Source organism: Caballeronia sordidicola, from assembly GCF_002220365.1.
GTDB lineage: Bacteria > Pseudomonadota > Gammaproteobacteria > Burkholderiales > Burkholderiaceae > Caballeronia > Caballeronia sordidicola_C.
On sequence record NZ_MTHB01000126.1, the window covers coordinates 15,166 to 38,054 of the forward strand.

28 protein-coding genes, 1 tRNA gene and 1 riboswitch are annotated in these 22,889 nt (G+C 60.8%); of the genes, 15 read left to right on the plus strand and 14 right to left on the minus strand.

Translation table 11 applies throughout. The features are described 5' to 3' along the window. Nucleotides 1-489 precede the first annotated feature (489 nt). The 3 genes from BSU04_RS20735 (at nucleotide 490) to BSU04_RS20745 (ending at nucleotide 1,981) form a co-directional block, all read left to right on the plus strand. Nucleotides 490-792 (plus strand): DUF883 family protein, encoded by a 303-nt coding sequence (locus tag BSU04_RS20735; protein ID WP_089162377.1) that lies wholly within the window; start codon nucleotides 490-492, stop codon nucleotides 790-792. Between the two features lie 217 nt (nucleotides 793-1,009). Further along, the gene (locus tag BSU04_RS20740; protein WP_089162378.1) at nucleotides 1,010-1,390 is read left to right on the plus strand and encodes a phage holin family protein; all 381 of its coding nucleotides are present in this window, start codon (nucleotides 1,010-1,012) and stop codon (nucleotides 1,388-1,390) included. A gap of 87 nt (nucleotides 1,391-1,477) precedes the next feature. Then, nucleotides 1,478-1,981, plus strand: coding sequence for a DUF3318 domain-containing protein (locus tag BSU04_RS20745; RefSeq protein ID WP_089162487.1), 504 nt, complete (start codon nucleotides 1,478-1,480; stop codon nucleotides 1,979-1,981). A 49-nt stretch (nucleotides 1,982-2,030) separates the two neighbouring features. On the opposite strand, the gene BSU04_RS20750 is transcribed toward BSU04_RS20745, so the two are convergent. The 7 genes from BSU04_RS20750 to glyA form a co-directional block, all read right to left on the minus strand. After that, complete coding sequence (locus BSU04_RS20750; RefSeq protein WP_089162379.1) at nucleotides 2,031-2,459, minus strand: type IV pilin protein; 429 nt, start codon at nucleotides 2,457-2,459, stop codon at nucleotides 2,031-2,033. Beyond that, nucleotides 2,456-3,007 carry a pilus assembly PilX family protein gene (locus tag BSU04_RS20755; protein WP_089162380.1) on the minus strand — a complete coding sequence of 184 codons (552 nt, stop codon included), beginning with the start codon at nucleotides 3,005-3,007 and terminating at the stop codon, nucleotides 2,456-2,458. Before BSU04_RS20755 ends, BSU04_RS20750 begins: the two co-directional genes overlap by 4 nt. Further along, nucleotides 3,004-3,813 carry a PilW family protein gene (locus BSU04_RS20760; protein ID WP_089162381.1) on the minus strand — a complete coding sequence of 270 codons (810 nt, stop codon included), beginning with the start codon at nucleotides 3,811-3,813 and terminating at the stop codon, nucleotides 3,004-3,006. The genes BSU04_RS20755 and BSU04_RS20760 overlap by 4 nt, the downstream gene beginning before the upstream one ends. Then, nucleotides 3,810-4,214 (minus strand): type IV pilus modification PilV family protein, encoded by a 405-nt coding sequence (locus BSU04_RS20765; protein WP_089162382.1) that lies wholly within the window; start codon nucleotides 4,212-4,214, stop codon nucleotides 3,810-3,812. Before BSU04_RS20765 ends, BSU04_RS20760 begins: the two co-directional genes overlap by 4 nt. Continuing rightward, nucleotides 4,211-4,756 carry a GspH/FimT family pseudopilin gene (locus BSU04_RS20770; protein WP_089162383.1) on the minus strand — a complete coding sequence of 182 codons (546 nt, stop codon included), beginning with the start codon at nucleotides 4,754-4,756 and terminating at the stop codon, nucleotides 4,211-4,213. The genes BSU04_RS20765 and BSU04_RS20770 overlap by 4 nt, the downstream gene beginning before the upstream one ends. A 163-nt stretch (nucleotides 4,757-4,919) precedes the next feature. Next, on the minus strand, nucleotides 4,920-5,402 hold the full coding sequence (gene nrdR, locus BSU04_RS20775) for a transcriptional regulator NrdR (RefSeq protein ID WP_047845188.1): 483 nt from the start codon (nucleotides 5,400-5,402) through the stop codon (nucleotides 4,920-4,922). A 3-nt stretch (nucleotides 5,403-5,405) separates the two neighbouring features. Beyond that, a complete protein-coding gene (gene glyA, locus BSU04_RS20780) occupies nucleotides 5,406-6,653 on the minus strand; it encodes a serine hydroxymethyltransferase (protein WP_089162488.1) in 1,248 nt (415 codons plus the stop codon). 161 nt (nucleotides 6,654-6,814) lie between these two features. Beyond that, a riboswitch (ZMP/ZTP riboswitch) is annotated at nucleotides 6,815-6,914 on the minus strand. A gap of 321 nt (nucleotides 6,915-7,235) precedes the next feature. On the opposite strand from glyA, the gene ydfG reads away from it, so the two are divergent. From ydfG to BSU04_RS20825, 9 genes are all read left to right on the plus strand, one after another. After that, nucleotides 7,236-7,982, plus strand: a complete 747-nt coding sequence (gene ydfG, locus BSU04_RS20785) for a bifunctional NADP-dependent 3-hydroxy acid dehydrogenase/3-hydroxypropionate dehydrogenase YdfG (protein WP_089162384.1) — start codon at nucleotides 7,236-7,238, stop codon at nucleotides 7,980-7,982. Between the two features lie 110 nt (nucleotides 7,983-8,092). Beyond that, entirely contained in the window at nucleotides 8,093-8,608 is a 516-nt protein-coding gene (ybgC, locus tag BSU04_RS20790; RefSeq protein ID WP_089162489.1) for a tol-pal system-associated acyl-CoA thioesterase, read from the plus strand. Between the two features lie 192 nt (nucleotides 8,609-8,800). After that, nucleotides 8,801-9,478, plus strand: a complete 678-nt coding sequence (gene tolQ, locus BSU04_RS20795; RefSeq protein ID WP_089162385.1) for a protein TolQ — start codon at nucleotides 8,801-8,803, stop codon at nucleotides 9,476-9,478. A 10-nt stretch (nucleotides 9,479-9,488) separates the two neighbouring features. After that, nucleotides 9,489-9,935 carry a protein TolR gene (tolR, locus tag BSU04_RS20800; RefSeq protein ID WP_089162386.1) on the plus strand — a complete coding sequence of 149 codons (447 nt, stop codon included), beginning with the start codon at nucleotides 9,489-9,491 and terminating at the stop codon, nucleotides 9,933-9,935. After that, the gene (gene tolA, locus BSU04_RS20805; protein ID WP_089162490.1) at nucleotides 9,935-11,029 is read left to right on the plus strand and encodes a cell envelope integrity protein TolA; all 1,095 of its coding nucleotides are present in this window, start codon (nucleotides 9,935-9,937) and stop codon (nucleotides 11,027-11,029) included. The genes tolR and tolA overlap by 1 nt, the downstream gene beginning before the upstream one ends. A 116-nt stretch (nucleotides 11,030-11,145) precedes the next feature. Beyond that, nucleotides 11,146-12,438: a Tol-Pal system beta propeller repeat protein TolB gene (tolB, locus tag BSU04_RS20810; RefSeq protein WP_089162387.1), complete on the plus strand. Its 1,293-nt coding sequence runs from the start codon at nucleotides 11,146-11,148 to the stop codon at nucleotides 12,436-12,438. Between the two features lie 44 nt (nucleotides 12,439-12,482). Continuing rightward, a complete protein-coding gene (gene pal, locus BSU04_RS20815) occupies nucleotides 12,483-12,989 on the plus strand; it encodes a peptidoglycan-associated lipoprotein Pal (protein WP_031361343.1) in 507 nt (168 codons plus the stop codon). A gap of 27 nt (nucleotides 12,990-13,016) precedes the next feature. After that, nucleotides 13,017-13,766 carry a tol-pal system protein YbgF gene (gene ybgF, locus BSU04_RS20820; protein WP_089162388.1) on the plus strand — a complete coding sequence of 250 codons (750 nt, stop codon included), beginning with the start codon at nucleotides 13,017-13,019 and terminating at the stop codon, nucleotides 13,764-13,766. A 174-nt stretch (nucleotides 13,767-13,940) separates the two neighbouring features. After that, nucleotides 13,941-14,016 (plus strand) — tRNA-Lys (locus BSU04_RS20825). Nucleotides 14,017-14,106: 90 nt separating this feature from the next. On the opposite strand, the gene BSU04_RS48540 is transcribed toward BSU04_RS20825, so the two are convergent. After that, entirely contained in the window at nucleotides 14,107-14,547 is a 441-nt protein-coding gene (locus BSU04_RS48540; protein WP_306427206.1) for a ThiF family adenylyltransferase, read from the minus strand. Further along, entirely contained in the window at nucleotides 14,544-15,083 is a 540-nt protein-coding gene (locus BSU04_RS48545) for a ThiF family adenylyltransferase (RefSeq protein ID WP_306427207.1), read from the minus strand. The genes BSU04_RS48540 and BSU04_RS48545 overlap by 4 nt, the downstream gene beginning before the upstream one ends. A 371-nt stretch (nucleotides 15,084-15,454) precedes the next feature. Here BSU04_RS48545 and BSU04_RS20835 point away from each other — a divergent pair, with 371 nt between their 5' ends. Next, nucleotides 15,455-15,922, plus strand: a complete 468-nt coding sequence (locus tag BSU04_RS20835) for a DUF3293 domain-containing protein (protein ID WP_089162389.1) — start codon at nucleotides 15,455-15,457, stop codon at nucleotides 15,920-15,922. A gap of 98 nt (nucleotides 15,923-16,020) precedes the next feature. Here BSU04_RS20835 and BSU04_RS20840 read toward each other — a convergent pair whose 3' ends face one another. From BSU04_RS20840 to BSU04_RS20860, 5 genes are all read right to left on the minus strand, one after another. After that, nucleotides 16,021-16,353: a DUF4148 domain-containing protein gene (locus BSU04_RS20840; protein WP_089162390.1), complete on the minus strand. Its 333-nt coding sequence runs from the start codon at nucleotides 16,351-16,353 to the stop codon at nucleotides 16,021-16,023. 142 nt (nucleotides 16,354-16,495) lie between these two features. Beyond that, nucleotides 16,496-16,936: a hypothetical protein gene (locus BSU04_RS20845; protein WP_179258380.1), complete on the minus strand. Its 441-nt coding sequence runs from the start codon at nucleotides 16,934-16,936 to the stop codon at nucleotides 16,496-16,498. A 39-nt stretch (nucleotides 16,937-16,975) separates the two neighbouring features. Next, entirely contained in the window at nucleotides 16,976-17,530 is a 555-nt protein-coding gene (bamE, locus tag BSU04_RS20850) for an outer membrane protein assembly factor BamE domain-containing protein (RefSeq protein ID WP_089162391.1), read from the minus strand. Between the two features lie 43 nt (nucleotides 17,531-17,573). After that, a complete protein-coding gene (locus BSU04_RS20855) occupies nucleotides 17,574-18,494 on the minus strand; it encodes a peptidoglycan DD-metalloendopeptidase family protein (protein ID WP_089162392.1) in 921 nt (306 codons plus the stop codon). Between the two features lie 468 nt (nucleotides 18,495-18,962). Continuing rightward, nucleotides 18,963-19,622, minus strand: coding sequence for a VTT domain-containing protein (locus BSU04_RS20860; protein ID WP_089162393.1), 660 nt, complete (start codon nucleotides 19,620-19,622; stop codon nucleotides 18,963-18,965). 287 nt (nucleotides 19,623-19,909) lie between these two features. On the opposite strand from BSU04_RS20860, the gene mutL reads away from it, so the two are divergent. Both mutL and miaA read left to right on the plus strand, forming a co-directional pair. Then, nucleotides 19,910-21,934 (plus strand): DNA mismatch repair endonuclease MutL, encoded by a 2,025-nt coding sequence (gene mutL, locus BSU04_RS20865; protein ID WP_089162394.1) that lies wholly within the window; start codon nucleotides 19,910-19,912, stop codon nucleotides 21,932-21,934. After that, a complete protein-coding gene (gene miaA, locus BSU04_RS20870; RefSeq protein WP_089162395.1) occupies nucleotides 21,931-22,869 on the plus strand; it encodes a tRNA (adenosine(37)-N6)-dimethylallyltransferase MiaA in 939 nt (312 codons plus the stop codon). The genes mutL and miaA overlap by 4 nt, the downstream gene beginning before the upstream one ends. Nucleotides 22,870-22,889: the final 20 nt, after the last annotated feature.

Genomic DNA, 22,889 nt, shown 5'->3' on the forward strand with positions numbered 1-22,889 from the left:
CCTCGAAGTGATGCACCGCGTTATTCGTCACGCAGTGCAGGTCTGGTACAGGTTGGTAGCGGGTCTGGGTCTTGTCCGGATTTCGGTCCGGGCTTCGGTCCAACCTCGCTCCGATTTCGTCCGGCATGGCCAGACCGCTCAGGCTCTTCCCGACGCGTCTGACCCACCAAAAGTTAAAGCATAAAGGACTAGACCTGCACGACGAACGAACATTCCGTCACATCATCATGCATTTTTGTAATTTTTCGGCTTCGGCCGGAAACTTTCGCCGACCGGAGCGCCATCCGATCGACACCCCGCTGTGCACCCCGTGCAACCAATCGCCGGCCTCTACGCGTTGGCGCGATACCCTTTTGGAGGGACCCCGCTGGCGAGCTTGATGACAGCAGGAACAAAACCTGCATGCTTTGTTCTTGGGGCCGGATGGACGCCAATAAGCAACCGCTTCTTTGGTACGATTGGCGTAGCCTCACCTGTGTGGAGCCATCAATGTCAGAAATCAATAAGGAGCGATTCATGTCGGATATCAAAACCGTTCTCGCAGACGCCGAAGACCTGTTGAAACAGGCCGCAAGCGCCACGGGCGAGCGTGCATCCGAGTTGCGCGAGACCGCTCTGACCCGCTTGAAACAAGCGAAGGAAAGGGCCGCTGACGCACAAGTCGTAGTGATCGAAAAAGGCAAGAAAGCCGCTCGTGCGACCGACGACTTCGTTCACGAACGCCCATGGGCATCAATCGGGATTGCGGCGGGTTTAGGCGTCGTCGTCGGTTTGTTGATCAACCGTCGCTAATCCTCACCCATCCCGGGGGCCGGGTTAGCCCAGGGTCTTGCCGCGGTTTGCTACTTGCTATGCACGCGGAGCTAAACCTGGCTGGTGGAAACCGTGACCGCCTGGGACCGCCGGAGTTTTCCTGACCGGCGTCCAGATTAATAGACCGGCCGGGGCGACTACGCGACCCGGCCGGAAATCCTCGCGCCAAAAACAACGCGCTTCTCGCGCTTAAGCCATGACGACAGAAAGGCAATCTCAGCACGATACGCAAGGGCCGTTGCGCCGCATTGTCAGTTCCGTGTTCGCCATTTTCGAAACACGCCTGGAACTGATCGGCATTGAGCTCGCAGAGGAAAAGGAGCGGCTGATCGGCGTGCTCTTCCTCGGCCTTGCCGCCATGATGCTCACCATGATGGCGCTTATCACGCTCACGGTGCTGGTCGCGATCGCTTTCTGGGATACATACCGGTGGCAATCACTCGCGGCAATCACGGTTGCGTACGCGTTGGTCGCCGTGCTTTGCGCCGTTCGCGCGCGCGCCGGACTGTTCGAGGCCCCCAACGTCTTCGACAGCACGATCGCCGAGTTCAAGAAGGACCGCGACACTTTCAATTGATGTAAGCCAAGGGCTCACCTCATGGCGACGCCCGGGCAGTACGACAAAACAGTATTCATCGACGACTTTCCAAGAGCCCGCCACGCCATGAGTCAATACGACGACACCTTCAAAGCTCAGAAGCGAGCGACCGCGCACAAGCTGAGCACGCCCCACATGCGCGCATTGCGAAAGGAACTGCTGATCGCGCGGGCGGACGTCGAGCGCATGGAACTCGCGCAGGCCGGCGCCGATCTGCGTTACAAGGTCTCGCATTTCAGCGTCCTTAATTTGCTAATGCCGGGGCGCCGCAAACGCGGCCGGGCATCAGGTGGCAGCGGGTTCATGAGCCGGATGAGCGGACTGAGCGGACTGTTCAGCGGCGGTGGAGGCCTGGGCCTGTTACTTAAGCAATATCCCGTTGTGAGTTCTCTTGCATCGCTGGTGCTGACGAAACCCGTGCGCTCCAGGCTGCTAGCGAGCGCGAAACCGATACTCAAGTGGGGTGGTCTGGGCTTGCTGGGCTGGGAGGCGTATCGCGTGTGGCAACAGATGAAGTCGCGTCCGGACGCACCGTTGTCCCCCGACGTTGTCGTCGATCCGGACGCCTGACGGGCTAGGCCCGGGCATCCGGACTGTACGGTGCCATTGTTCAATTCGCTCATTTGCCGCTCCAGCACGCCGCCACTTTGGGCGGCGTGAGTTTTTCCGTCGACCGGTTTGACCTGACGCCCGTCACGTCCAGCGAATAGATTCCGCACGCGTCCTTATCGTCGACCGGCTCGGCTTCGATCGAATACCCCCCGTTCTGCTCCGACTCGCCGAGCATTCGCAACACGTAGACCGCCGTGCCCAACGTGGGCGCCTGATCGAAGCCAAGGGGCAGCTTGACGGCCGCGTCATTGCTCGAAACGGTTCGGGCGCTCTCCACGTATTGAGCGGCGCGATAGAGCGCCGTCACAGCGTCCATCCGATGCCCTCTTGCCACCTGCTCCCGATAAACCGGCATGGCGAATGTCGCGATGATCGCCGCCACGCCGAGCGTGATCATCAGTTCGAGCAGCGTGAAGCCCTTGCCTACCGTGGTCATGGCGAACCCTGTTGAAATGGCTTTGCGACAACGCGTCGCCAGTGCCGCAAGATGCCGCTTTCACTCATCTCGATCTCCTGCTGTAACCACGACTCGTTGTCCGCCATCCGGCCGAAACCGCGCGCGGTGATCAAAACAGCTCCGGCTTGATCGTTGTCCCGCGCCGGCCACACTTCGATCAGCCATTGGGGCGGTCGTATTGCGTATGGCCACGATGCAAACGGCATCACCGCACTCGCCGATGCACCGTCGAACGAAGCCTTCGACCGCCATTTATTCGGTTCAGCGGCAAGTGGACCGGGGGAGCTTTTCAGCTCGGGCAGAGTGTCAAGCGCGATGCGGGTGCAGCGGATCAACGCGCTGTCGGCGCTGTGAAACGCCTGCACGCGCTCACCCAGATTGGTCGTTGTTCGCGCGCTGACAAGCGCCGCCTCAAGCCATGCGGCGGCGGAGACCAGTAGCATCGACGACATCAGCAGGACGACCGGCAACGCAATGCCGCGTGAGCGGCTACGTGAGCGTCTCCCTGCGCGGATACGTTTTTTCATGACGATGCCGCTCCTGGACTGTTCGGCGCGTTCGCTATGTTGCGCGGTGCGATGCGGCGCCGGAAAACTTGCCGGATACGACCGTCGGTGGACACGACCGACGCACCATCGCAATCCAAATAACGCGGGCGAGCCGTCGCGCTCGGACTGTCTCCCCGCGCGAGCACACACACGTCCACGGCGACGACCAGCGGCCAGCGTTCCCGCGAGATCGCCGAGGCGTCAACGGAGAATGATGCATCTCTTAGCCAATAGCCGAACTTGATCCGCTCGATCCCCTCGACCAGCGGCTGCCCGGTGCCCGGCTTGCCGCTTCCTTCGCAATACAGCTCTGGCTCGACCGTGGACGAACTTGCCTTCGCGTAATAGCGGTTGACGATCCACTCCCCCGTCGATATCTGCCCAAGACAGTCTGTGGGCAAGCCAGACGACGACGGCCACGTCGAGATGGTATCGGCGGCATAGCGGACAACTATGCCGTCGGAATGGCTCGCGAGTGTCTCGCACACGGGCGCGGCATCGCTGCCGGTCGGGCGCCCTGGCGAGCATCCGAACAGCGGCGGACTCGCATCTGCCTGGCCGGCTCCAGCCGGGGCGAAACCCGCCATCTGCACTTGCTGGCCAATCAGGTCGAGCGCCGTGCTTGCCGCATCGCGCAGGCGCGTTGTTTCCGTTGCATGGTCATAGGCAAACCGCTGCCCGCGATACAGCGAAATAGTCGCGAGAACGATCAGCAAGCCGAGCGCCACCGAGATTGATAGCTCGAGCAGCGTGTGGCCACACTGCGGATATCTGGAAGCGCTCATCGTGCGAACGCCACGCTCACGCAGGCGAGATTTGCGCCCACGCCCGGTTCCGGACACACCGCTTCGCTGCCGCTCGATGCCTGCGCCCGCCATTTCACGACCGCGATGTGCAAACCATCGCCACGGTCGAGCACGTCGATATCGCCATCGGGCAACAGCGCCGCGGCTCGCGTGCGCCATTGCGTCACGACCGGATCGCGATCGGTATTGAGACGTATCCCCTCTGCAACGGAATCCGCAATCGATGTGGCCAGCTCGCGCGCCATCAGCGAACGCTCGTTGCGAGCCAGCCACATTTGCGCGCCGATAATCCCGAGCGCCGTAATAGCCGTCAGCGACATCGCGATCAAAACTTCGATCAGTGAATCGCCCCGGCCGCCCCTGTGCAATGAACGGTTCATGTCGACGCTCCGCACGCGCCTTGTGTCAACCGAGGCCGGCCGCCGGCTGCGAGCCGGATACAGCGGCGCCCGCGCGATCCAAGCGACGCCAACGCGTTGTCGCGCGCGCTGAAGTCGAAGCTGCGAAAGCCGCCGATCACCTGGCCCGAGGGCGGCGTGAACGACAACTCACTCCCCGTTCCGCCAATAGCTATGCCGCTCGCTGCGGGCTGCATTCTCAGCAGCACGCGCGCGCTACCTCGATCGGCGAATAGCGCCCATCCGCATGACCAGTCCGTCAAGCCGCCGTCGCAGGCCTTGCTGGCCGCAAGACACGCGAGCGCGGCATCGATCCGGCACAAGGTTACGCGTGCGCCGCGCCGGATCGCTTCCGAGCGCGCCAGCGTGAGAGTGGACATCATCGTGCGCGCCCGTGCATCGATCTGATCGCGCTTATGCCAGATGACAACGGACGGCGTAGCGAACGTGGCAACGACAGCGATCACTGCCAGCACGACCGCGAATTCGACTAGCGTGAAGCCTGAGGAATATCGTAAATTCATCTGTATCCCTTATCGATTGAACTGGGCCAACGCTCAATCTGAAGAGAATTTTCGATGTCCGCCATTAGCCGATCGGTCGAGTATCGGACGTGCGAAAGCCTCGACATACTATCGAAACAATCACTGGGTTCAAGCGAGAGAGGACAGGAAAATGCAGAAACGCTCAGCGTTTGCGGGGACTGGATTTACGCGGCGCGGCGCGGCGGAATTCCTCGAGCACATCTTCGAATTCGGACACGTCTTCAAAACGTTTGTAGACCGACGCGAAACGCACGTACGCGATGGTGTCCAACTGCCGAAGCTCGTTCATCACAAGTTCGCCCAGACGGTCGCTGCGAACTTCACGTTCGCCGCTGCCAAGCAACTGGTATTCGATCCGCGCAACGGCTGCGTCAATGGCGTCGGCCGCCACCGGACGCTTGCGCAGCGCCAGTTGCATGCTCGCCACAATCTTCGCGCGATCGAACTCGGTGCGGCTGCCATCCTTCTTTACTACCGAAGGCAACGCCAGTTCCACGCGCTCATAGGTGGTGAAACGCTTGTCGCAGGCGGGGCAACGCCGCCGCCGGCGAATCGCCGCCCCGTCTTCCGACACGCGCGAATCCGCCACTTGCGTGTCCTCGTGCCGGCAGAAGGGGCAGCGCATGGCTTAGCCGTAGACCGGGAATTGCTTGGTCAACGCGGCGACCTTCGCGCGTACGCGCTCAAGGTTGGCTTCGTCTTCCGGCGCATCCAGCACGTCGGCAATCAGGTTACCCACCTGCTCGGCCTCAGCCACGCCGAAACCGCGCGTGGTCATGGCCGGCGAGCCGAGACGCACGCCACTGGTGACGAACGGCTTCTCCGGATCGTTCGGAATCGCGTTCTTGTTCACCGTGATATGCGCCTTGCCGAGCGCAGCTTCCGCTGCCTTGCCGGTGATGTGCTTTGCGCGCAGGTCGACCAGCATTACGTGGCTTTCGGTGCGGCCCGAGACAATTCGCAGGCCGCGCTTCACCAGCGTTTCAGCCAGTACTCGCGCGTTGTCCACGACCTGTTGCTGATAAGCCTTGAATTCAGGCGACAACGCTTCCTTGAACGCAACAGCCTTACCGGCAATCACGTGCATCAGCGGACCACCTTGAATGCCCGGGAAAATGGCCGAGTTGATTTGTTTCTCGTACTCGGCCTTCATCAGGATCACGCCGCCGCGCGGGCCGCGCAGGCTCTTGTGGGTTGTGGTCGTAACGAAATCCGCGAACGGCACCGGGTTCGGATAGACACCGGCTGCGATCAGGCCGGCGTAATGCGCCATGTCGACCATGAAATACGCGCCAACGCTCTTGGCGATCTTCGAAAACCGTTCGAAATCGATCTTCAGTGCGAACGCCGACGCGCCCGCCACGATCAGCTTCGGCTTGTGCGTTTTAGCAAGCTCTTCGGTTTTGTCGTAGTCAATATCTTCGGCTTCGTTCAAGCCGTAGCTGACTACGTTGAACCACTTGCCGGACATGTTCACCGGCGAGCCGTGTGTGAGGTGCCCGCCTTCGGCGAGGCTCATGCCCATGATGGTGTCACCAGGCTTGAGCATGGCGAAGAACACGCCCTGATTGGCTTGCGAGCCCGAATTCGGCTGCACGTTGGCGGCTTCGGCGCCAAACAGCTGTTTCACGCGGTCGATTGCCAGTTGCTCGACAATATCGACGTACTCGCAACCGCCGTAATAGCGCTTGCCCGGGTAGCCTTCCGCGTATTTGTTCGTGAGTTGCGAGCCTTGAGCGGCCATGACAGCCGGGCTCGTGTAGTTTTCCGACGCGATCAGCTCGATGTGATCTTCCTGCCGCCGATTCTCCTGCTCGATCACCGCAAACAATTCCGGATCGACTTGGGCGATGGTGCTTTGGGCTTTATCAAACATACGTTTTCCGTTGAATGGATGCCAGTTGACCGGATCGCGCGTGCGCATATGCGCCGCGCCGCTGGAGCGCGAAGCACGATGGGTCCCAAGCGAGGCGGAAGAGAGAAGCTCCGTTTACGCGAGACGGACAGCCACCGGCAACGCAACGAGCGCGTGCGGATCTCAGCTGCCCAGGCGAACGGCAAAACGACACCCCGCGCTTCCCGGTGGGTTAATCCACCTTGGATCCGAAGATCCTTGTCGCCAGTTACGCAGGGCTGGAGCGCCCTAGTTTAATGGGCCGCCTAAGAATAGGCAACTGCCGGAAAACGCCATAAACAGGTGCTTTCAAGGCCGCAAAGTACCGTCGGCCACCACGTGCAAGCATCGCACAGAGGCTAAAATTGCCGCCCGGGAGCGGAATTTGCGCCACGAGGCGGGTCTTGCCGGGTCGGATTGACTTAGTCATTGACATAAAAACTGACAACTTGCCGCGTCGCAGCAATGGAAGTACGCTGTCCGGCTTTCCCGCAAGCGCCAGGGCGCCGCGCGAAAACTCACTTTCCGTAACCTGACAAGCAACATTACAACCGGAATCCGCACATGATCGTATTTGTCACTGGCGCTTCCGCCGGCTTCGGCGCAGCCATTGCCCGCACGTTTGTGAAAGGCGGGCATCGCGTGATTGCAACCGCACGCCGCAAAGACCGCCTGCTGGCGCTCTCGCAAGAACTCGGCGACGCGCTGCTGCCCGTCGAACTCGACGTTCGCGACGAATCCGCGATCAAATCGGCTGTCGCGGCGCTTCCGGACGCTTTTTCGCAGATCGACGTGCTCGTCAACAATGCCGGCCTGGCGCTCGGCCTGGAACCGGCGCAGCGCGCGAGCCTGGACGATTGGAACAACATGATCGATACCAACTGCAAGGGGCTCGTCACGGTCACGCACGCGTTATTGCCTGGCATGGTCGAACGCAATCGCGGGCACGTATTCAATCTGGGTTCGGTCGCGGCCACGTATCCCTACGCGGGCGGCAACGTTTATGGCGCGACCAAAGCGTTCGTCCGTCAATTCAGCCTGAACTTGCGCGCGGACCTGATCGGCACGGCATTACGCGTAACCGACATAGAACCGGGCCTGTGCGGCGGCACTGAATTCTCGAACGTTCGCTTCAAAGGGGACGACTCGAAGGCCTCGAATGTCTATAAGGACATGCAACCGCTGACCCCCGAGGACATTGCCGACTCCATCTACTGGATCGCCACGCGCCCGGCGCACGTGAATATCAACACCATTGAGTTGATGCCGGTCGCGCAGTCGTTCGCCCCGTTGACCGTGTATCGCGGCTGATCCAGGCCAGTGAGCACGCAAGGCGTCCAGCCGATAATTGCCCGAAAGCAGCGGGCCGCAGCACGATTCGACGGACGTTTTGCGGCTTCCGGTAAAATGCGCGGATGAACATGTCCACCAGCGAGCCTCAGCGGGCGAATGGCCTCTTGACCTTCGATTGGCCGCTCCGGGTCTATTACGAAGACACCGACGCCGGCGGCATCGTCTTCTACGCGAATTACCTGAAGTTTTTCGAACGGGCGCGCACTGAGTGGTTGCGCGCGTGCGGCATTGACCAGCGTGCGCTGGCCGAGTCGGACGGCGTATTGTTCGTCGTCAAGCGCACGGCGCTGGAATACTCGGCGCCCGCGCGCCTGGACGACGTCATTCATGTAATGAGCCGGATCGAGCGTATTGGCCGGGCATCGGTGGATTTCCATCAGGAAGCGTGGCGGGACGGCACCTTGCTGGCTTGCGGCGACATCAAGGTGGCGTCGGTCAGTGCCGGCGCTATCCGCCCGGTCGGGATTCCCGCATCGGTACTCGAAGGATTACGCCGCGGACCGCAAAAATCTGTGTCAGGCAACGCGTCAACCATGGCGATGCCAGCACCGTTTAAATCATCTTGTTCAGAAAAACCTATGTAGACGCAGACCCTTTGACTCCATCAAGAACGGACCTGAACTGAATCGAGCTCGCGTGCCATCAGGCATGCAGGCACAGAAGTACCGAGCATGTGCTGGCAGGACCTGTCTACGCTTTCAGTCATTTGTCGAAAGCCTGACAATTCACGGCTAGTGCACCTCGGACGCCCCTTTGGGACGTAACAGCGGACTTTTATGAACAATACACAAGATCTGTCGATAATTTCTCTCGTCATCCATGCAAGCCTGCTGGCGCAGGCCGTCATGGCGCTGCTGCTGATACTGTCGTTGTTGTCGTGGACTTACATCATTCGCAAATGGTTTGCGATTCGGCGCGCACGGATCCAGACCGAGCGCTTCGAACGCGATTTCTGGTCGGGCGGCGACCTGCAGGCGCTTTATCAAAGTGCTGCCAACAACCGCCATACCATCGGTGCACTGGAGCGGATCTTCGAATCGGGCATGCGCGAGTTCCTCAAGGGCAAAGAGCGCCGCATGAACGATCCGGCGGCCACGCTCGACGGCTCCCGCCGCGCGATGCGTGCCGCGTTCCAGCGTGAAATGGATGTGCTCGAAGTGAACCTGGCGTTTCTCGCGTCGGTGGGTTCGGTCAGTCCGTATATCGGTTTGTTCGGCACGGTCTGGGGGATCATGAATTCGTTCCGCGGCCTTGCCAACGTACAGCAGGCAACGCTTGCGAACGTGGCGCCAGGTATTGCTGAAGCGCTTGTGGCTACTGCAATCGGCCTGTTCGCTGCGATTCCGGCGGTGGTGGCGTACAACCGCTACGCACACGATATCGACCGCCTTGCCATCCGCTTCGAAACGTTTATCGAAGAGTTCTCGAACATCTTGCAGCGTCAGGCTCACTAAGGAGTTCAGAATGGCCGGAGGTCCAATGCGTTCCAGCATGCGCGGCAGTTCACGGCGCGCCATGTCCGACATCAACGTCGTGCCGTACATCGACGTGATGCTCGTGCTGCTCGTCATTTTCATGGTGACCGCCCCGCTCGTCTCGCCTTCCATCATCAACCTGCCAACGGTCGGCAATGCGGCGCCGCAGGAGCAAACGCCCCCTGTCGTGGTCAATATCAAGGCCGATGGCAGCATGACTGTGCGCTACAAGGACGACGGCGGCGCGTCGCAACAGCAGAGCATGACGGAGGGCGACCTCAGGACTTTCGTGCTGAATCGGCAGGAGTCGCATCCCGACCAGCCCGTCGTGATTGCCGCCGACAAGACCGTGAAATATGAAGTCGTCATGAACGTAATGTCCGATATGAAGGCGCGGGGCGTCAAACGGGTCGGATTGTTAGTCAAATCGCAATGATGAATCGGCAGCCCAGCGGGCACCCTGGCGCGCGGACCAGCGCGCGCCCCATCCGTCCGCCGCGTGAACGCGGGACATGGAAGGCGTTCGCGCTCGCCGCGCTCATGCACGTGTTGCTCGGCATCCTCCTGTATCACGGCGTCAACTGGCAAAACAACACCCCGGCGGGCGCCGAGGCAGAGCTGTGGACCGAGATCCCGGATCTGTCGGCGCCTACGCCCCGCCCTGTCCCGCCGCCCGCCCCGCCGATCAAGGTGCAGCCCGCGCCGCCGCCGGCAAAGGATGAAGACGCGGACATCGCTTTGCAGGAAAAGAAGCGCAAACAGCAGGAAGCGACGGCGCGTGCCGCACAACTCGCTGAACAGCAGCGTGCGCAACAACTGGCCGACCAGGAAGCCGAGGCCAAGCGCCAGCAGCAGCTCGCGGCGCAACAAGCCGCCCAACAAGCTGCTTTAGCGGCGCAAAAAGCGGTTCAGGACAAGCAGAAACAGGCCGATAAGCAAAAGCAGCTAGCTCAGCAAAAGCTCGATCAGCAGAAGACGCAACAGGCTAAAGAGAAGGAAGCTGACGCAGCGAAAGCCGCGGAGCAGCAGAAGGAAGCCGAAACGAAGGCGCAAGAACAGGCGAACGCCAAGGCCAAGGCTCAGGCGGATGCCAAGGCGAAAGCCAAGGCCCAGGCCGATGCGCAGGCAAAGGCCAAGCTTGATAAGGAACGTAGTGCCCGGCTCGCAGCTTTGCAGGGGCAGGCTGGTGGCGGCACGAGTTCCAGCGGCAACGGACTGGCCAAGAGTGGCACGGGTAGCGGCGCGGGTGGAACGGCAACGTCGTCGGGGTACGCGGAGAAGGTGCAGCGGCGCGTGCGTCCGAACATCGTGTGGGCAGGGGAAACCGCCGGACTTGAGACCGTGGTCTCGGTTCGCGTTTCGCCGGCGACCGGCACGCTGTTGTCGTCAACCATCCAACGTTCGAGCGGCAACGAGCAGTGGGACCAGGCTGCGCTGCGTGCTGTTCAGCGCTCGGATCCGATGCCTCTGGACACGAACGGCCAGGCGCCCGGCACGTTTACGATCACATTGCGTCCTGCGGGTGGTTGAACGGACATGGTAAAACGACAGTGCACAATGAACCCTGATGGGAACGAATTGTGCATTCGGCGGTCTGTTCTGCTGCCGCCGTTAGTTTAAAAATCGCTTTTTCTGGAACCAGATACATGAGTTTGATGACAAAGCTTGGCTTGAAAACGCTTGTTGCATCCTGCCTGATCGCCGCGGGTACCGCCGCACACGCGCAGTTGAATGTGCTTGTGACGGGCGTGGGTTCTACCCAATTTCCTATTGCCACCGCCACGTTTGCCAACGAAGCGAATTCGCCGCAGCAGATCAGCGCGATCGTTCGTCAGGATCTCGCGCGCAGCGGCAAGTTTACGAATATTGATGCGGGCGCTACGCCCGTGTCGGAAACGGATTCTGTCGATCTCGGCAGTTGGAAAGCGAAAGGCGCGGACGCATTCGTGTCCGGCAGCGTGAATCGCCTGCCGAACGGCCAGTACGAAGTGCGCTTCCGCTTGTACGACACGGTTAAGCAGCAAAGCCTGGGCGGCCTGTCGCTCGTCAGCCCGGAAAGCGGTCTGCGGATGAGTGCGCACAAGGTCGCGGACTATATCTACGCAAAATTGCTGGGCGATCGTGGCGTTTTCGCGACGCGCCTGTCGTATGTGATCAAGACCGGTGGCCGTTATCAGTTGCAGATTTCGGACTCCGATGGTCAGGATGCACGCATTGCGCTGTCCAGCCCGGAGCCGATCATCTCGCCGGCATGGTCGCCTGACGGCACCAAGGTCGCGTACGTCTCGTTCGAAAAGAAAAAACCCGTTGTTTATATTCACGACCTGCCGACAGGCAAGCGTGTGATCGTATCGAATCAGAAAGGCAATAACAGTGCACCGGCGTGGTCGCCGGACGGCCGCAAGCTTGCGGTTGCCCTGTCGACTACCGGCAACACGCAGATTTTCCAGGTGAACGCGGACGGTAGCGGTTTGCGTCGCCTGACACTCGGCAGCTCGATTGACACCGAGCCGGCTTACTCTCCCGATGGCAACACGATTTATTTCACGAGCGACCGCGGCGGCCAGCCTCAGATCTACAAGATGTCGGCGAACGGCGAAAGCGCCGGCCAGGCCCAGCGCGTCACATTCACGGGCAATTACAATACAAGCCCGCGAGTGAGCCCGGACGGCAAGCAGATTGCGTACATTTCGCGTGTTGGCGGCGGCTTCAAGTTGTATTTGCTGGACCTTGCGTCTGGCACGGCGACTGGACTGACCGACACCACGCATGACGAATCGCCCAGTTTTGCGGCGAATGGTCAGTACATCCTCTACGCCACCCAGGTGGACGGGCGTGGCGTGTTGGCGGCTGTGTCGACCGATGGTCGTACGCGGCAAGTCTTGTCGCTTCAGGGGGGCAGCGTACGCGAGCCGTCCTGGGGTCCGTTCATGCAATAAACCTCACGCAATAACTTAAGCAGCAACACACAAGGAGAGTAACCATGATGTCTAAAATTCGTATCGGCTTTGCAGTGGCGATGGTCGGTGCATTGGCCGCATGTCATTCAGGCGTGAAGCTGGATGAAGGTGCAAACAAAGGCGCGATCGGCACGCAACCCGACGCGAACGCAGTTCAACAGGTCAATGTCGATCCGCTGAACGATCCGAACAGCCCGCTGGCAAAGCGCAGCATTTATTTCGACTTCGACAGCTACGCTGTCCGTGACGACTATCAGCCGCTGCTGCAACAACACGCGCAGTATCTGAAGAGCCATCCGGACCGTCACGTGCTGATCCAGGGCAACACCGACGAACGCGGCACGAGCGAGTACAACCTGGCACTGGGCCAGAAGCGTGCTGAAGCGGTGCGTCGCGCCATGTCGCTGCTGGGCGTGGCTGATTCGCAGATGGAAGCCGTGAGCTTGGGCAAGGAAAAGCCGCAGGCAACCGGGCATGACGAGTCGTCGTGGGCGCAGAATCGCCGCGCTGACCTCGCTTATCAACAGTAACGTAACCAGTCACGGGTGAGTCGCCGTATGTTGTATCGCTTCCCCTCACTGCGCGCGGTCGCAGTTGCTTGTTTGTTAGGTTCGGCCGTGGTCGGCGGGTCAGCGCACGCGGCGTTGTTCGACGACAATGAAGCGCGTAAGGCCGTGCTCGATTTGCGCACGAAAACGGACAGTCTGGCTAACCAGTTGTCCGCCGCTCAGCGCACGATCCTCGACCAATCGAATCGTCTCGACCAGTTGAATCAGCAGGTCGCTACGCTTCGAGGCCAGAACGAGGACTTGGCCAACCAATTGACGACGGTGCAAAAGCAGCAAAAGGACTACTACACCGACCTCGATGGCCGGTTGAAGAAGTTCGAACCGCAGCAGCAGACGGTGGATGGCGTGCAAGGCACGGTACAGCCCGGCGAGACTGAATCGTTCAATGCGGCGTCGACGCAGTTCCGTAATGGCGACTTCAAGAACGCTGCTGCGTCGTTCAAGGTTTTCGTCGCCAAGTATCCGGACAGCCCGTATCAGCCCACCGCGCAATATTGGCTGGGCAATGCGCAGTATGCTCTGCGTGATTACAAGGGATCGACCGCAACCTGGCAAAATCTGGTGACGAAATATCCGACGCATCCGCGGGCGCCCGATGCGCTGCTCGCAATCGCGAACAACCAGATTGAGCAGGGTCAGAAAGCCGCCGCGAAAAAGACGCTGGATCAAGTCATCTCGCAGTACGGTGGAACGGAAGCCGCGCAGTCGGCTGAAAGCAAGATGTCGCAAGTGAAGTAAGCGAAGCTGGTCTTCGCGCCTCTCGTTGAAAGAGCCCGTAGCGTCGTTGCTGCGGGCTTTTTCTTTGGGCTTTTCTTCTGCTGTTTCTTCTGCTGTTTCTTCGTTCCACGATACGGAGCATTTTTACGCTCCGTTGACAACTTGTGGTCCATGTGACTATAATTTCGGCTCTTTGGGTCGTTAGCTCAGCTGGTAGAGCAGCGGACTTTTAATCCGTTGGTCACAGGTTCGAATCCCGTACGGCCTACCAAAGACATGAAGGGCTCAGCGCAAGCTGAGCCCTTTTCTCGTTGGGGAAGCCGAAACATGTTGCACTACGACCCGAGCCCGGCGAACACCCTCACCCCACCCCACAAGCCGCCGGCAAATCCACATAATCATGGGTTTTCACGCCATCGCCGCAACGCGGACACGCCGGGTCCCGCAACAACCGCAAGCGCTTAAATCGCATTCCCAGCGCGTCGAACTGCAGCAACGTACCGGACAGCGATTCACCGATACCCCGGATCAGCTTGATCGCCTCGGTCGCCTGCAACAGCCCGATCACCCCCGGCAGCACGCCGAGCACGCCCGCTTCGGCGCAGTTAGGCGCAAATTCAGGCGGCGGCGGTTCCGGAAACAGGCATCGATAACAACGGCCGCCCTCCCGCGCCGGCCAGAACACGCTGACCTGACCATCGAAACCTTGCACCGCGCCGTAGACCATCGGCGGCAGGCCCAACCGCACGCAGGCGTCGTTGGCCAGATAGCGCGTGGAGAAGTTGTCGGAGCCGTCGATCACGACATCGTGGCCGCCCAGCAAGCGCTCGACATTACCCGCCAGCAGCCGCGTACGTTACGGCTCGCCGCCAAGGTCCTGCAACCGGATTCGACCTTGGGCGTACCGATGTCGGCATCACGATGCAGCACCTCGCGCTGGAGATTGCTGCGATCGACGAGATCGTCATCGATCAGCGTGATATGGCCGATCCCGGCCGTGGCCAGGTACAGCGCTGCCGGCGAACCCAGCCCGCCCGCGCCGATCAACGCCACCCGCGCGGCAGCCAACTTGCGTTGACCGTCCAGCCCCACTTCGGAGAGCCATAGGTGGCGCGAATATCGCTCGAGAAAATCGGCATCGGCGGTGGGTTCGGTCATCGGCAAGCCGGCCGCTTTCCAGCGCGTGGTGCCGCCGGCAATCGAGAAGAGGCGCGTGTAACCGCGTGATTGAAGCGACCGCGCACACTGCAGCGAGCGTCCGCCCACCGCGCGCAGTGCGCCCGATTGCAGGCGTTCATACGACTGCTCCGAAGATAGTTCGATAATCGCGTCGGTCATGATCGTGCTCCTTGTGAGCGAATCGGCATTAGCTCCGGTACCGTAAATGCAACTCGCGCATCCACCGCATCCTCAGCCGTGCCAATGCAGAAAATCGCTCTAGGCGAAACGCATGCAGTCTGGCCGAATAAGTAGGCATCCGAATGGAATGCTTCGGCCACCCGCTTGCGTGCAGATGTGTCGTTTGAGAGAAAAGCGGTCGCACGGATCAACCTGTTCCGGTATGAGCCGCTGAACCTACGAAACGGCCACGCACCTGTTCCGATCAATCACGTGTCTTCGTTCAGACTAAGCACGCGCAAGCGGCATCGCTTTTCGCTCGATTCCGAGTCGCAGCGGCGCACGATCCGATCTGATACGATTTCTACAGAATGCAGCCCGCTTTCACCGGAGGCGCCAAGGAGATTGCTTTGCAGTTCGATTCCGCCATCGATCCGGACACGCTCCGGGCTTACGAGGAAACGCATTATCGTGTCCTGGGCGATGCCCCGACAACGCTACGCATAGGCCAAGCCAATCCCGATCTTGCCAAACTTCATCGATGCTTTGGCGTCGACTGCAGTGCGTTCGTCACGGCGGAGAATCCGTTCAGCACATTGACCGGTGCAACGGCCAATTCGGTCCGGCAAGCCACACTCGCAGAGCAGCTTGGCCGCATGGGTCTGCGCTTTATCGAAGGGATTGGCGAGCATCCGTCGGGAACGTGGCCCGGTGAGTTGAGTTTCCTGGTGCCTGGAATAACACTTAGTGATGCAAAACAACTTGGTATTCAGCACAGGCAAAACGCAATCGTATGGTGCGGCTCGGACACCGTGCCTCAACTGATCCTGCTACGATAATTCGTGCGAGCGGCTAACGCTGATCGCTTAAGCCCGTGCAATCACGAAAGGACGACCCGCGGCCCAAGCTATCCATGAACGAGTCGTCCGTGCGGCTATCAGGAACCCGCATAGAGGTTGCAGAAGCTGTACGGCCCGACACACGTCTCGTGACTCGGGCTGCCGACATTCGCCAAGCGCGACGAGCTGACGCTCGAACCGGCTGCTACGCCACCATATGCCGATGTACCCTGCTTTGCCTGCGTGACCTGGTTCGTATAGATGCGAGCCACATCGGGATACGACGCGTTACTGACGAGTTGCGAGCCGTCTTGCTGCGCCTCAACGAGTTGTTGGCGGACTTCGGCGCGGGTCAGGCCTTGAGCCTGGGCAAATGCGCTTGACGATGCGAGAACAGCAGCGGACATCACGAGCAGGGCAATCTTTTTCATTTTCGACTCCAGGGTGTTTAACGGGTTGGTACTAGGGCGAACCCATTTTTTCCGCGTCTATTCCGGATAAGTCGAAAATAATTTGCACGTGTGCCTCGCGGCGCCTGCGTCGGCTAGCACTCGCTGAGTGCCAGACCGTGGATCACCGGCAATCGCGTGCAATCCCCTCTTCCGTGAGATGCGGCGTCAAGGCGTCGTACACGCCTCGACGCATGCACTCCGTACACCAGCGTCGCGTGGCAACGTCCGCTTGCGCGTCCCAGCCATGTCCGAATGCGCATTCCCATCGCAATGGCGTGGCGGCATCGACGTAACTCACCGATAACAGTCTGCCGCCCCGCTCCTCAGCAAGGGCCTTCAGCCGCTCGGTGTGCTGCTCGCGGCGTTGCGCTGCACAGTTCATGCAGCGCACGTTCTGCGCGGCGCTCACGGCGTCGTCCCATGCGTGGCCGCGGCCGCATTGCCAGCCCGCGTCAGCCGTTTCAAGTGTTTCAAACGCTAACGCCCGATCCGCGCGATAACGCGCCGCCAGCGCCATCAATGCCTCGCGCTCAAGCGGGTGTTTTGATTTTTGATCATCCATCAGTTTGGGTGCCGATATTGAAACGCCCCGCCGCGCAGCTCAATGCTTGCCGCCGCCTAATGCTTCCGATCGCGATGTGGTGGTCACGATGCCATCGGGGCCGAAATGCGCGTTGAACATGGCGTCGCGCGTCACGCCGCCCTCCTCCCAATGCCAGCTCCACACACGCTCTTTCTTGAGCGGATATTCGGCGATGGTCGTCGGCTTGCCCAGCAAGCGCCGCACTTCGTCCTGCGTCATGCCCGGTCGTACCTTGGCGATGTTCGCAGCGGTCAGCACTTGCGTGACCGAGACGAACTTGCCGTTTGCGTCGATATCGACGAAATAGGTATTCGTGCCCGCCGGGCCACGCGGATATTCGAGGCGCTTCGAGCCGTCGGTATAGTTTCGCGCCGTTTCCGGTTCGCCCATCTGGTCGCGAATCTGCGCCTCAGTCGTCACGCCCGGCGTCAGGTCCTTCAGCAGCAGCGTGTCTGGTTTGACGGCGTTGAAAAACGCTTTGAGCTTGTTCATGGCGTCCGCGTTTTGCTGGTCGTTGCAGCCGGCAAGCAGCACAGCGGACACGCACGTGGCAGCGAGCAGGAGCCTTTTCATACCAGCCAGGCTCCCGTCGCATGCGCGCTGTGCGCCGTGTTCATCAGCCGGCCTTCTTCAATGACGGCACCGGATCGACAGCCTGCCCCGATTTGCGCAGTTCGAAGTGAAGCAACGGCTTGTTGCTCGGCCCGGTCCCCATTTCCGCGATGGTCGCGCCCTGGCGGACGGTATCGCCTTCCTTCACCAGCAGTTTGCCGTTGTGAGCGTAGGCGGTCAGGAAGTCATTGCTGTGCTTGACGATGATCATCTGCCCGTAAGCGCGCAAACCACTGCCCGCATACACGACCCTGCCGGCCGCCGCGGCTTTCACCGGTTCGCCGAGCTTGCCGCCAATGTCGATACCCTTGCTGCCGCCTTCGCCGAACTTCGTGATCACGTCGCCTTGTGCCGGCCACGTGAGCCAGGCGCCCTTCGAATTGATCGCGGGCGTGCTGGTATCGGCCGGGGCGTTGTTATTGCTCGCCGTAGCGGCCGGTGCGCCGATGATCGGCGGCCCCGCGTTCGATGCCGCTGCCGATGAAGCCTGTTTGCTCCAGTCGTCGGTGCTGGCGACCGTGCCGGTACTGCCTGGGGGCGCCACGCGCAACAACTGGTCGATGTTGACCTGCTTGCTGTCAGGCAGGTTGTTCCACTTGATGAGATCGGACGGACGCTGCTTTTGCGCGCGGGCGATGCCATAAAGCGTATCGCCCGGTTTCACCCGATAAAACCCCGGCCCCGCATCCGCCTGCACCGGCGGTGCAAGGGCGACCGGCCCGGCGCTCCCGGTGCCCGGCGGCGTGGTGGGAATCAGTGCTGGCGAGCTCGTGCCGCCCGTCGACTGCTCGACGATAGGCGCAGGCGTCAGCGCCGTCGAGCAACCGGCGATCGAGACAGCCACGCCAATAGAAACGAGCGCACCCAGCACTCCCCCGCGGCCGTTGACGGCCCATCCTGTATTACCTGAACGCGATACCGCCATGCTTGCCGTTTTCCCTGACTTCCTGTTAAACGATATTTCCGTGCTGCGTCCACGCGCTTAGAACCGCATCCCGGCGCCACATCCGCCGAAAGCCCCACCGTTCGTTGCACTGCCGCCGCAACCAAAAATCCCGCAGCCGGCGAGTAGCGCCGTTACACCAAGCACCGCCACCGCCAGCCTGAGACGGCGCCAGTTGCACGCCGCTCCCGCTTCACTTCTTGTTTGTTCCAACATCAGCTATAAGACCTCGCCAACCTTCACCAGCATAAAACATTTAACATTTGTTCAAGAAACGCCTGAATCGTTCGTCTCGATATTCGAACCACCGAGCCGACAATTCGGCATTCTAACCTTTTACGTTTTGGCGGCGAAGACGCCAGCGGGGCTAGTACCGTGTTCGTGATAAACGCGCTTTGAACGTGCCGGCCCGGCGACTTCGAAAGCGCTTTTTAAACCCATCAGTCCGACTCAATTACTGGCTTTACGCCGCATGACTTTCCACAACGCGCCCAGCGCGATCGGCACGATTGCCGCGCACACGCCGATCAGCGCGATCACGTTCAGATACTGACGAATCCACGGGACGTTACCAAAGACATAACCGAGCAGCACAAGCAGTAATACCCAGATCAGCGCGCCGAGTATGTTGAACAATTGAAAACGCGAGGCTTTCATCGCCGATGCGCCCGCCACAAAGGGTGCAAACGTCCGCACGATCGGCACGAAGCGCGCGAGCACGATGGTTTTGCCGCCGTGCCGCTCGTAGAAGCCTTGCGTCTTGCGGAGCGCTTCGCGATCGAGGAAACGTTCGAGCACGGGAATGTGGGTATCGAACACCTTGGGGCCGATCGCGCGGCCAATCCAGTAATTCACCGTGTTTCCGAGGACGGCCGCGATAAGCAGCAGGGCGATCAGCGCACCGAGATCCATTGACCCGCTCGCGGCGAACGCGCCCCCAATGAATAGCAGCGAGTCGCCCGGCAAGAACGGAAACACCACGAGCCCCGTTTCACAGAAAACGATCAGGAACAGCACCGCATACACCCAGCCACCGTAATGCTGGATGAAAAAACCGAGCGATTTGTCGATGTGGAGAATAAGACTCAGGAATGACAGCAATGTATCCAAAAGGGGGCCTCGATCAGGATGAAATGAGCGGGAAACTAGCAACAGCAGCGTGAATGCACGGGCACATCGTTGCAAAATGTTGCGATAAAACCGTCGCGCCATGATACCGAACTCGACGCGGGAAAATTCGCGAAGCGCGTGATCATTAGCGGGTTTTAACGCTATTCGGCCCGTTTTTGCCGCGCCGGAACGCGTAGCCCAGCACGCCGTTCGGTGACTGGCAAACGCGTAGAGGGGGACCGATGGGAGGCGAAATCGTTCACGCGCGTGAGGCTTTATAATTCGGCATGCCCGATCTCATCGACTCATCCGACACGATTTCCGATTCGTCCGCCCCCGCCGCGCGTCCGCTGCGCGCCATTCTGCAGTTGCCCGACCAGTTGATCAGCCAGATCGCGGCGGGCGAAGTGGTCGAACGGCCGGCGTCGGTGGTAAAGGAGTTGCTCGAAAACGCGCTGGACGCCGGTGCGTCGAGCTTGCGGATCACGCTCGACGAAGGCGGCGTAAAGCGGATCATGATCGTCGACGATGGCTGCGGCATTCCCCCCGCCGAACTTCCATTGGCATTGTTGCGTCACGCCACGAGCAAGATCCGCTCGCTTGCCGAGCTCGAAGCCGTGGCGTCGCTCGGGTTTCGCGGTGAAGCGCTGGCGTCGATTGCATCGGTGGCGGAGCTTTTCATCACCAGCCGGACGGCGGCGTGCGCGCATGCCACACGGATCGACGCCCAGACCGGCGCGATCTCGCCGGCGGCCGGGACGATCGGCACGACGATGGAAGTGCGCGAGTTGTACTTCAACACCCCCGCGCGCCGCAAATTCCTGAAAAGCGAGCAAACCGAACTCGGGCATTGCCTGGAAGTGATCCGGCGGGTGGCGCTGTCGCGGCCGGAGATCGCGATATCGGTGATTCATAACGGCAAGGCCGTCGAACACTGGAATGCGTCGGACCCGTCCACTCGTGTGGCGAAAATTCTCGGCGAGGTCTTCGCGACTGCGCATCTGCCGCTCGACGAACGCGCCGGACCGCTGGCCGTGTATGGCTGCGCCGGCCTGCCAACCGCGAGCCGCGGCCGCGCCGACCAGCAATACTTCTTTGTCAACGGCCGCTTCGTGCGCGACAAGCTCCTGACGCACGCCGTACGCGCCGCGTACGAGGACGTGCTGCACGGCAACCGCTATCCGTCGTACGTGCTGTTCCTCGACCTGCCGCCGGAATCGGTGGATGTGAACGTACATCCGTCGAAGATCGAAGTGCGTTTCCGCGATTCACGCTCGATCCACCAGTACGTGTTCCACGCCGTGCAGCGTGCGTTGGCGCGTAACGCGGGGGCATCGCCGGAGACGACGGCCGGTGGTCACGCCGCACAATTGCAGCCGACGGGTATCGCTTCGTTCAGCGCCCGGCCTTACGCGAGTGCGGGTCTGGCCGGCATGGGCGCGGGTTCGCTGAACGATTTCACGCCGGGTTCGGGGCCGGGTTCGGGGCAGAGAAACGACAACGGCACGAACTGGCTGCGGCAATCAAGGATGACGCAGGGCAACCTGCCGGTCGCGCAGCCGCTGGCGCTGTACGACGCTTTATTCGGCCGCCGCGATGTGAACGCCGGCACGCCGCAGGGCTCGACGCTCGCCGCTGGCGTTACCTCCGCTGAGGCTTACTCGCCAAACCAGGCCAGCGCGCCGCTCTACGCCGCGATGCCCGGTGCACCCGACGCCGTTGAAGACTCGCAGCCATTGGGCTTCGCGCTGGGCCAGATTCATGGCATCTACGTGCTGGCGCAGAACGCGCAGGGTTTGATCATCGTCGACATGCATGCAGCCCACGAGCGCATCCTTTACGAGCAGTTCAAGAACTCGCTGGCTGACCGGGCGATCGCGGTGCAGCCGCTGCTGATTCCGGTGACGATGACCGTCGATGCGCTCGAGATGGGCGTGGTCGAGGAAGAGCGCGAGGTGCTCGACGCGCTGGGATTCGATCTGGCAATTCTGTCGCCGGGCTCGATAGCAATCCGCGCGGTCCCTGCCCTGCTGAAAGATGCCGATTTGCAGTCCTTGGCGCGTGCGGTGATTTCGGATTTGCAGGCCTATGGCGGCTCACGGGTATTGACCGAACGCCAGCATGAATTGCTCGGCACGCTCGCGTGCCATCACGCGGTGCGGGCGAATCGCCGGCTGACGCTGGACGAGATGAATGGCCTGTTGCGGCAGATGGAAGCCACCGAGCGTGGCGACCAGTGCAACCACGGCCGTCCGACCTGGTTCCAGTTGACGCTCGGCGATCTCGATCGACTCTTCATGCGCGGCCAATGAGCGCGCGGCGGATTGCGTGTCTGTTGGGGCCGACGGCATCGGGAAAGACCGCGGCAGCGCTCGCGTTCGCGCAGCGCCGGCCGGTGGAAATCATCAGCGTGGATTCGGCGCTGGTTTATCGCGGCATGGATATAGGCACCGCGAAACCGACTGCAGAAGAACGCGCGCTGGCGCCGCATCATCTGATCGACATCATCGATCCGACCGAGTCGTATTCGGCCGCTCAATTCCGGAATGACGCTTTAAAGCTGGTGGCGGAAATCGAAGGGCGCGGCCGAATCCCGTTAGTGGTCGGTGGAACGATGTTGTATTACATGGCCCTCACGCGCGGATTAAACGATTTGCCGGAGGCTAATCCAGAAAAGCGTGCTGAACTCGACGCCGAAGCGGCACGGGATGGCTGGCCGGCAATGCACGCGCGATTAATGGCTGTCGATCCGGAAACCGCAGCGCGACTCGCGCCAAACGATTCGCAGCGAATCCAGCGCGCGCTGGAAGTGTTCATGCTGACGGGAAGAACCCTGTCCGCCATATTGAAAGACCCGAAAAAGAGCCAGGAAAGCGAACCCGAATTCGTTCCGATCGCGTTGGAGCCATCGGATAGAAGCGTGTTGCACGGCCGGATAGAAAAACGCTTCGACGAGATGCTGAAAGCCGGCCTGATAGAAGAAGTCGAAAGCCTGCGCGGGAGTGGTGATTTAACGTCGACCATGCCATCGATGCGCTGCGTGGGATACCGGCAAGTCTGGGAATACCTGGACCAGGAAATCGACTACGCGACCATGCGCGATAAAGGCGTATTCGCGACGCGCCAGTTGTGCAAACGCCAACTGACGTGGCTGAGGAGCATCGAGGATCGGAAGATCGTGGATTGCGCCATAGAGGGCGCCACCGAAGCGGCGCTGGCACAAATTCAGGCGGTCATTGAGAGTTAGGATTTGGTCTGTCGCCAGGC